Annotated in this window: 8 protein-coding genes and 1 tRNA gene; 7 read left to right on the forward strand and 2 right to left on the reverse strand. The window is 68.4% G+C overall.

The genetic code is table 11. The annotated features are described in order from the left end of the window. Positions 1-270: 270 nt before the first annotated feature. The gene (locus tag WBL06_RS06385) at positions 271-462 is read left to right on the forward strand and encodes a hypothetical protein (protein ID WP_424455144.1); all 192 of its coding nucleotides are present in this window, start codon (positions 271-273) and stop codon (positions 460-462) included. Between the two features lie 97 nt (positions 463-559). On the opposite strand, the gene WBL06_RS06390 is transcribed toward WBL06_RS06385, so the two are convergent. Continuing rightward, positions 560-643, reverse strand: a tRNA-Leu gene (locus WBL06_RS06390). 137 nt (positions 644-780) lie between these two features. On the opposite strand from WBL06_RS06390, the gene WBL06_RS06395 reads away from it, so the two are divergent. From WBL06_RS06395 to WBL06_RS06420, 6 genes are read left to right on the forward strand one after another with little or no spacing between them, the layout of a single operon-like run. Then, a complete protein-coding gene (locus tag WBL06_RS06395; protein WP_424455145.1) occupies positions 781-1,476 on the forward strand; it encodes an FhaA domain-containing protein in 696 nt (231 codons plus the stop codon). Positions 1,477-1,482: 6 nt separating this feature from the next. Beyond that, entirely contained in the window at positions 1,483-2,007 is a 525-nt protein-coding gene (locus tag WBL06_RS06400) for an FHA domain-containing protein FhaB/FipA (RefSeq protein ID WP_424455146.1), read from the forward strand. A 3-nt stretch (positions 2,008-2,010) separates the two neighbouring features. Then, a complete protein-coding gene (locus WBL06_RS06405; RefSeq protein WP_424455147.1) occupies positions 2,011-3,279 on the forward strand; it encodes a PP2C family protein-serine/threonine phosphatase in 1,269 nt (422 codons plus the stop codon). Beyond that, positions 3,276-4,685, forward strand: coding sequence for an FtsW/RodA/SpoVE family cell cycle protein (locus WBL06_RS06410; RefSeq protein ID WP_424455148.1), 1,410 nt, complete (start codon positions 3,276-3,278; stop codon positions 4,683-4,685). The genes WBL06_RS06405 and WBL06_RS06410 overlap by 4 nt, the downstream gene beginning before the upstream one ends. Then, complete coding sequence (locus WBL06_RS06415) at positions 4,682-6,124, forward strand: peptidoglycan D,D-transpeptidase FtsI family protein (protein ID WP_424455149.1); 1,443 nt, start codon at positions 4,682-4,684, stop codon at positions 6,122-6,124. Before WBL06_RS06410 ends, WBL06_RS06415 begins: the two co-directional genes overlap by 4 nt. Next, positions 6,121-7,776: a serine/threonine-protein kinase gene (locus tag WBL06_RS06420; RefSeq protein WP_424455150.1), complete on the forward strand. Its 1,656-nt coding sequence runs from the start codon at positions 6,121-6,123 to the stop codon at positions 7,774-7,776. The genes WBL06_RS06415 and WBL06_RS06420 overlap by 4 nt, the downstream gene beginning before the upstream one ends. Positions 7,777-8,054: 278 nt before the next feature. On the opposite strand, the gene WBL06_RS06425 is transcribed toward WBL06_RS06420, so the two are convergent. Further along, positions 8,055-9,137 (reverse strand): IS110 family transposase, encoded by a 1,083-nt coding sequence (locus WBL06_RS06425; protein ID WP_424455151.1) that lies wholly within the window; start codon positions 9,135-9,137, stop codon positions 8,055-8,057. Positions 9,138-9,261 lie beyond the last annotated feature (124 nt).

Below are 9,261 nucleotides of genomic sequence, written 5' to 3' on the forward strand. Positions count from 1 at the left end.
CGATCCAAACCCGCCTGATCCACCTCGCCGCTGCCAAGACCACCGCGCTCAGCGCCGGAATCTCGCGAGCAAAACCCGGTGAGGCACGCACCCACCTTTCGCGAGCATCTTGACGTGAGGCACTACGGCAGATGGTGCGATCCAGAGCTTGTCAAGCGGTTGCGCGGGCTCTCGAGACTGCGCGTGCGCGCGCTCGATAGCCCTAAGCCTGGATCCACCGATGGACGTTCGAGTTGAGCCGCATCATTCGACGGCGAGGTCACCGAACCGATGTTCGACGAGGTCGCCTCGCTCACGGACGACGTCACCACGTGGACGGGCCATGACACTCGGCCGCTCATCCTGCGCAGCGACGATATCCGTGACAGTGCTGATCGCAATCAGGTCCTCGCGGACATCGCCCGAGACGGCATCACCCGCTATGGCGACGCTCAGAACTTTCGCCGCATGGTGGGCGCGTGACCCCGCCCCGATCGGGATCGGGCCAGGACGCCAAGGTCCGTCTCGAGAAGGCTCGCCCGGGAGCTAGAAAGGCCCCGGACGAGCCGGGGCCTTCGTGTGCGCGAGGGGGGACTTGAACCCCCACACCCTTGCGAGTACTGGCACCTGAAGCCAGCGCGTCTGCCAATTCCGCCACTCGCGCGCGACCGCAACGGTATCACGACGCGCCCGTCTGGTCAGCCCGTACGGCTCTCATCCGCTTCCGAGGCCTCGCCGACTAACATCGAGTGACCGTACCGGTCCCCAAATGGGGTGCCGTCTGCCATCCGAAGGAGCCGCGTGGGGATCCTCGACAGCTTCGAGAAGGGGCTCGAACGCGTCGTCAACGGCGCGTTCGCGAAGGCCTTCAAGAGCGGTCTGCAGCCCCTTGAGGTGACCGCGGCCCTGCGCCGGGAGCTCGACACGAAGGCCGCCGTCGTCGCGCGCGACCGCATCCTCGTTCCCAATCGCTTCACGGTGCGCCTCGCGAAGAACGACTTCGAGCGCATGGTGAATCTCGGCCCGGCACTCATCGACGAGTTCACCCAGCTCCTCCAGCAGCACGCCACGGCGCAGCGCTACTCGTTCGCCGGCGGCATCTCGATCGAATTGCAGCACGACGCCGGCGTCACCGAGGGCACCGTGGGCATCGACTCGCAGAACGTGAAGGGTGCGATCGCCTGGAACCCGGTGCTCGACATCGGCGGCAAGCGCTACCCATTGAAGAAGGCGCGCACCGTGATCGGGCGCGGCAGCGAAGCCGACATCACCGTGGATGACTCGGGCACCTCGCGCAAGCACGTCGAGATCCTCTGGGATGGCACGCGCGGCCAGGTGAACGACCTCGGGTCGACCAACGGCTCGAAGCTCAACGGACAACCCGTGACAAAGGCCCCCCTTCCGGCGGATTCGGTGATCGATATCGGCCGCACCCGTATCGTGTTCCGAGTGCTCGCCCAAGCTGCCGACGTCGACCAGTTCTCGGATCTGCGGTAGGCCCGGATGAGCGAACTCACCCTTCTCGTGCTGCAGCTGGCCTTCCTGCTGCTGCTGTGGGGCTTCGTCTTCTTCGTCATCTACTCGCTGCGCTCCGACCTGTTCGGGCAGCGCGCACGGCGGATGGTCGCGCCCGCGCCCGCCGCCCCCCAAGCCGCCCCCACAGCGCCACCCACGGCATCCGCTCCCCAGCCCGCGACGGAACCGGTCGCCCGCGCCGAACCGGCGGCGAGCGCGGCCACCCCGACGCGCCTGGTCATCACGTCAGGCCCGCGCGAGGGCGTCGAGATCGACCTTCCGCCCGAGCAGCTCACCATCGGCCGCTCGAGCGAGTCGGGTCTCGTCATCCGCGACGACTACACCTCCACCCACCACGCCCGGCTGATGCTGTGGGACGAGAACTGGGTGATCCAAGATCTCGACTCGACGAACGGCACGTTCCTCGACGGCACCCAGGTGACGCTCCCGACGGCCGTTCCGCCGGGAACGCCGGTCACGATCGGCACGACGACCTTCGAACTGCGGCGGTAGCGCGTGACCGTCACCCCGCTCAGTGCGGCCGTCTCGCACGTCGGCAAGATCCGGTCGAACAACCAGGACTCCGGGTACGCGGGGCGGCACCTCTTCATCGTCGCCGACGGGATGGGCGGCCACGCAGGCGGCGACGTGGCCTCGGCGATCGCGACCAAGCGTCTGGCGGAAGCCGACACCGACTACTCGGTCGCTGAGGATGCCGAGGAGGCGCTTCGGTCGGCGATGATCGCGGCGAACTCCCTGCTCGCCGAGACCGTCTTCGAGCACAGTGAACTCACCGGGATGGGCACGACCGTGTCGGGCATCCTGCGCGTCGGCGACCAGGTCGCGCTCGCCCACATCGGCGACTCGCGCATCTACCTGTTCCGTGACGGCGAACTCGAGCAGGTGACCGCCGACCACACCTTCGTGCAGCGACTCGTCGACTCCGGGCGCATCACCGCCGAAGAGGCCGCCGTGCATCCGCGCCGCTCGGTGCTGATGCGGGTACTTGGGGATGTCGATGCGGCTCCCGAGATCGACACCAAGATCCTCGACACGAAGCCCGGCGACCGTTGGCTGCTGTGCTCCGACGGGCTGTCGAGTTATGTCTCCGAGGAGCGGCTGAGCACCATTCTCGGCGGCGTGCGCTCCCCGCAGGACGCCGCAGACCGCATGGTGAAAGAGAGCCTCGACCACGGTGCGCCCGACAACGTCACCGTGGTGATCGCCGACATCGACGGCGTGGATGCCGCTCCGGACGCCGCGGAACCCGCCGGGTTCGTGGGCTCGGCGGCCGCGCCCCTGATGTTCGACGGCGCGGAAGACGAGCGGCGCCCCATTCGCCTGCCCACTCTGCTGCTGCATCCGCTCAAGTCGACCCCGCCCGAAGACGCGCACTTCGAGCCCGAACGCGAAGAGTTTCTCGAGCAGCTCATCGAAGAAGACCGGCGCCGAGCCAACCGGCGACGTATCACTTGGCTCGTCGTGGTTGCGGTGGCGATCGCGGCGATCGTCGCGGCGGCCGCGTTGGCCTACCAGTGGACCCAGACCCACTACTACGTCGGGGTCGCCGACGACGGCACCGTCGCGATCTTCCAGGGCGTGCAGCAGAACATCGGCCCGATCTCGCTGTCGCAAGTCGAGCAGAGCTCTGAGGTGCGCGCCGACGACCTGCCGACCTTCGAGCGGCAGCAAGTCGAGGCGACCATCAACGCCGACGACCTGCGCGACGCCCTCGACATCCTCGACCGGCTGAACCGGCTCGCCGAGACGGGCGCCGAACCGTGAGCGACCCCATCGTCGCGAGCCCGCCGATCGACGCGCACGCAGGTCCGGCGGTCACCGAGACCATCCGCATCCGACTGCGCACCCCGTCGCGTCGCCGCAACCTCGAACTCGGGATGCTGCTCTTCGCGATCGCGATCGGCCTGGGCGCGCTCGCCCTCGCCGAGCTCGGCGCCCTCGGCCGCGTCGACCCCGGCGTACTCGGCCTGACGATCGGGTTCTCGATCCTCATCCTCGCCCTGCACATCGCGATGAGGGTCGTCGCGCCCGATGCCGACCCGTTCCTCGTGCCGATCGCGACGCTGCTCAACCTCATCGGCATCGCCGAGATCACCCGCCTCGACATCGCCCACGGTCTCGTCGGGTGGGACGCCTTCGGCGTGCGGCAGGTCGCCTGGTCGGCGATGGCCGTGCTCGCGGCCGGCGCTGTGCTCGTGCTCATCCGCAACCACCGGGTGCTGCAGCGGTACCGCTTCGTTGCCGGTTTCGTGGCCATCGGGCTGCTCATCCTGCCGTTCCTGCCGATCATCGGCCGCAACGTCAACGGCGCGCAGGCCTGGATCACGCTCGGCGTCGCCACCTTCCAGCCCGGCGAGATCGCGAAGATCGCCCTCGCCGTGTTCTTCGCCGGATACCTGGTCACGGCACGCGACTCGCTCAGCATCGTCGGGCGCCGCATCCTCGGTTTCACCTTTCCACGCGTGCGCGACGTCGGGCCCCTGCTCATCGTCTGGCTCCTCTCGATGGCGGTCATCGTGTTCCAGCGTGACCTCGGCAGCGGCCTGCTCTACTTCGGGCTGTTCCTGGTGATGATCTATGTCGCGACGGGCCGGCCAAGCTGGGTCGTGCTGGGAGCCGCGCTGTTCATCGGCGGCGCCTGGATCGCGGCACGTAGCCTCGAGTACGTCGGCGGTCGCTTCTACGGCTGGCTCAACACCTTCGACACCGAGCTCTACGACCAGGGCGGTGGCAGCTTCCAGCTGGCGAACGGCCTGTTCGGGCTCGCCGACGGCGGGCTGCCCGGCACCGGGCTCGGGCGCGGCAACCCCGACATCACCCCGCTCGCCGAAAGCGACTTCATCATCGCCAGCCTCGGCGAGGAACTGGGCCTCATCGGGCTCTTCGCGATCTTCGTGCTCTACATGGTCTTCGTCTCGCGCGGGTTCCATCTGGCGTTCGCCGGGCAGGATGACTTCGGCCGACTGCTCGGCGTGGGGCTGGCGTTCGTCGTCGCCCTCCAGGTGTTCATCGTCGCCGGAGGCGTCACCCGCGTCATCCCGCTCACCGGGCTCACCACGCCGTTCCTCGCGGCCGGCGGCTCATCACTCGTCGCCAACTGGGTGATCGTCGCCCTGCTGGTGCGGCTCTCCGACTCCGTTCGCGCCCAGCCGAGGTTGGTCGTCGAATGAACAAGCAACTCCGCCGGGTCAGCACGCTGGTGCTGCTGATGTTCCTCGCCCTGTTCGTGTCGACGACGATCGTGCAGTTCTTCCAGCAAGACAACCTGCAGTCCGACGGCCGCAACGCACGAACGATCTACGCCAGCTTCCAGAGCGAGCGCGGGCAGATCCTCGTCGACGGCGAACCCATCGCCTACTCCGAACGGGTCGACGACCGCTACAACTACCAGCGTGTGTACCCGGCCGGCCCGATCTACTCCACCGTCACCGGCTACTTCAGCGTGCAGCCGTCGGCGGGCGGGCTCGAGGGCGAGCTCAACTCGTTCCTCACCGGCGACTCCGACGCCCAGTTCCTCGACCGGCTGAACGCGATCCTCACCGGCCGCGACCCGCAGGGGGCCTCCGTCGAACTCACGATCGACCCGGTGGTGCAGCAGGCGGCCTGGGACGCGCTCGGCGACTACACCGGCGCCGTCGTCGCGATCGACCCGAAGACCGGCGGCATCCTCGCCCTCGTCTCGAAACCCACCTACGATCCGAACGCCCTCGCCGTGCACGACCCCGACGCCGTCGAGGCGAACTACCAGGCGCTCCTCGCCGACCCGGCCGACCCGCTGGTCGACCGCGGCATCTCGGGTGACCTCAACCCGCCGGGGTCGACGTTCAAGCTCGTCGTCGCGGCCGCCGCGCTCGAAAGCGGCCAGTACACCCCCGACAGCACCTTCCCGAATCCGACGTCGATCGACCTTCCCGGAACGAGCACCCCGATCACGAACTCGGCCGACAGCAACTGTGGCGGCGGGGGCGAGGCGACGCTCGCGACCGCGCTCCGGCTGTCGTGCAACATCCCGTTCGCCCAACTCGCCGGGGCGCTCGGCGACGATGCCATTCGCGACCAGGCCGCGGAGTTCGGGTTCGGCGAATCCTTCGACATCCCGATGCCCACGGAACCCAGCAGCTACCCGCAGACCAAGAGCGAAGCCGAGACCTGGCTCACCGGTTTCGGGCAGGCCAGCGTGCGCACGACTCCCCTCCAGATGGCCATGGTGTCGGCGGCGATCGCGAACGGCGGCTCCCTCATGCGACCGACGCTCGTCGAGAGCATCGTCGCTCCCGATCTGTCGGTTCTGGAGTCGCTCCAGCCGCAGGAGTACTCGCGACCGTTGAGCCCGGAAAACGCCGCAACGCTGGCGCAGATGATGGTCGATGGAGTGTCGAGCGGCGTCGCCAACAATGCAAGAATCAGTGGGGTTGCGGTCGCAGGGAAGACCGGAACCGCCGAGAACGGACCGGGTGAGCCCTACACCCTCTGGTTCACGGGATTCGCCCCGGCCGACGACCCGCGGGTCGCCATCGCCGTGGTGCTCGAGGATCGGCAGACTGGGTTCGGCAACCTATTGGCGGCGCCGATCGCCAGAACGGTCATGGAGGCGGTGCTGAACAGATGAGACCCACCAGCGGGCTCACCTTCGGTGGCCGATACCAGCTCTCCTCCCGTGTCGCGATCGGCGGCATGGGTGAGGTCTGGCAGGCGACCGACCTCGTCATCGGCCGCACCGTCGCCATCAAGATCCTCAAGGACGAGTACCTCGGCGACCCCGGATTCCTCGAGCGCTTCCGTGCCGAGGCCCGGCACGCGGCGCTCGTCAATCACGAGGGCATCGCCAACGTCTTCGACTACGGCGAAGAAGACGGCTCGGCATTCCTCGTCATGGAGCTGGTTCCGGGCGAAGCGCTGTCGACGATCCTGGAACGCGAGCGCGTGCTGCCGACCGACAAGGTGCTCGACTTCGTCGCACAGACGGCATCCGCTCTCCAGGCTGCCCACGCGGCCGGGCTCGTTCACCGCGACATCAAGCCCGGCAACCTGCTCATCACGCCCGAGGGCCGGGTGAAGATCACCGACTTCGGCATCGCGCGCATCGCCGACCAGGTGCCGCTCACGGCGACCGGTCAGGTCATGGGCACCGTGCAGTACCTCTCGCCCGAACAGGCCAGCGGTCACGCGGCCTCGCCGACGACCGATATCTACAGCCTCGGCATCGTCGCCTACGAAGCTCTCGCCGGTCGGCGGCCGTTCACGGGCGAGTCGCAGGTCGCGATCGCAATGGCACAGATCAACGAACAGCCACCCGAGCTGCCGGTCACCGTCTCGGAGCCGGTGCGCAACCTCGTCTACACGAGCATCGCGAAGAAGCCGGCTGATCGACCGCAGACCGCAGCCCATCTCGCGCGTGCGGCGCAAGCTCTTCGTCGGGGCGACGTGGCCGGTGCGGTTGCGGCCGTGCCCGGCATCGCCGGCGGCGAGTCCACCTTCACGTCGATCCTCGGCGCCGGCGGCGGAGCGACCAGCGCAATGACCCGCGTTCTGCCTGCGGGCAACGGCGGGGTGGGCACCGGAGAACAACCCGCCACCGAGCGCCGCCGCAGCCCGTGGACCTGGCCCCTCGTCGCGGCCGTCTCGGTGCTCGCGGTCGCGCTCGTCGCGATCATCATCATCCTCGCGATCAACCCCACCGGAGGCGGTGGCGAGACCCCGCCTCCGACGAACACGAACGCGACGCCCAGCTCCACCCCGTCGACCACGCCAACCAGCGACCGGGTGAACATCGACCCCGATGCCTACGTCGGCCGGCCGTTCGCCGACGTGCAGCAAGACCTCATCGCGCTCGAGCTCGTCGTCGACCAGGCCGACGGCCCCGCCGCCCCCCACCCCGACCAGGTCGGCACGGTGCACAGCCTCAACCCCACCGGCAACGTCACCAAGGGCTCGACGATCACGGTGCGGGTCTACGGCGCCTACCCGAGCCCGCCGGCGCCGACCACGGCGGAGGCGCCGTTCGGGCCTCACCTCTCGGGTAGCGACGTCACCATCACCTTCCCCGAGTACTCAGGCTGCCCCAGTGGCCGCGCGCTGACGGGCTACGACTTCACCGTCACCAACGGCACGTTCCCGGGCGGCAACCCGGTTTCTGCCGGCGAGACGTCGCTCACGATCAACCTCGGCGATCCCGGCGAGACGACGGTGACGTACGTCGCACGCTGCGACGGCGGAATCACGTCGAACCCCTCGGGCACGCTCACCATCGAGGTCAACTGATATGTAGTGCCTTCTTGTCAAGAGGGCATGGCGAGGCGCCGTCCGGCATTCCCGGGCGGCGCCCCTTGCTTCGTGGTCTGGTTGGCCGGTGAGCGTGTCGTTGCGACGCGCGGTCAGTCTGATATTCGCGGGTTGATTACCGCAGGACGGTTCTTCGGCAGGAGCGGGTCCGCGTGTCTAGGAACGAGCGTCGCCCGCTTGCGCGGGCTGCTCATAGTTGAATCGCGGGTCGCTCCTCGCGCTGTCGCCGGCCGCCGGACCACGAAGCAGCTTGGGGGTCAGTCGTCCATCACTGCCAATGACCAGCACCAGCCGGCGAGTTCTCTCGCGACGGCGACGTTCGCGATCGTGGACCGTTTGCGGCGCTCGATGAACCGAACCCAACGGTCGTGGAGGCGGCGGTTGCCGAGGTCACCACGAGCGCGGGCCGCTGCGGATGCTTGTTCCCATCGCCCCTGCATGACGGCGCCCGCGCGGTAGCGGGGACGATGATGCCAGGCCGCTTCGACGAGCAGCCGCCGGGCATGACCGTTGCCGGTCTTGGTGATCGGCCCCTGCACCCGGGATTGGCCAGAGGAGAACTCGCTGGGTACCAACCCGACGAACGATCCGATGCTGTTCCCGGTGAACCTGTCCCAGTCGCCGATCTCCACTGCCAGAGCGAACCCGGTCAGGGTGCTCACGCCGCGGAGACAGCCGAGCCTGCGCACGACCGGGGTGAACTCACTGTCGTTAGCGAGGGTCTCGATGGCCCGATCGAGCCGGTCCCGGCGGGCCTTGATCTGCAGCACGGTCTCATACTCCGCGTCGAACGCGGCCTGCGTCGCCGCGCCGGTGAGGTGCTGGGCTGCGAGCCACCGGTCGTGCTTGGTCGTCCACGCGGCACCGTCGGCGTAGACGATTCCGTGCCGCAGCAGCAGTTTGCTGAGCCGATGCCTCGCGCGCATCAGATCACCACGGCAATCCTCGCGGGCGCGCACCAAGTCACGGGCAGCTTCCTGGTCGGCCGTGGGAACGGCGACCGCGGTGACCTCGTCCAGCCGCAGCAGTCTCGCCAGACGCACCGCGTCCTTCGCGTCGGTCTTCACCCGATCCCCCGACGGGCGCTGCAGCTTCGACGGCGCTGCGACCACACATCGAACCCCCGCACCCGTGAGAGCCCGATACAACCCGAACCCCGTGGGACCAGCCTCGTAGGCGACCGCGACCGGCCCGGGGAGCGTGCGCACCCACTCGAGGATCCGGTCATTGCCTGGCGGCAGCTTCGTCTGGAACAACTCGCCGGTCACACCATCGATCGCCGCTGCCGCGACGGAACGGGCGTGCACGTCGAGCCCAACACTCGTACGCTCACTAAACACGGGGCCTCCCACAACTGTCGGATAGGCCGGGCGGACCACCTCCACCCGGTAACCCACGAGTTTTGTGAGCGAGGCCCCGTCCCGCGACCCCCTCACCAGAAGAGGGCCACTACATACCGTCTAG

This window comes from Pseudolysinimonas sp. (assembly GCF_049651805.1).
Lineage (GTDB): Bacteria > Actinomycetota > Actinomycetes > Actinomycetales > Microbacteriaceae > Pseudolysinimonas_A.

Coding starts and splice junctions, on each gene's coding strand:
- WBL06_RS06385 (WP_424455144.1), top strand. CDS start 271: ATGTTCGACGAGGTCGCCTCGCTCACGGACGACGTCACCACGTGGACG.
- WBL06_RS06400 (WP_424455146.1), top strand. CDS start 1,483: ATGAGCGAACTCACCCTTCTCGTGCTGCAGCTGGCCTTCCTGCTGCTG.
- WBL06_RS06415 (WP_424455149.1), top strand. CDS start 4,682: ATGAACAAGCAACTCCGCCGGGTCAGCACGCTGGTGCTGCTGATGTTC.
- WBL06_RS06420 (WP_424455150.1), top strand. CDS start 6,121: ATGAGACCCACCAGCGGGCTCACCTTCGGTGGCCGATACCAGCTCTCC.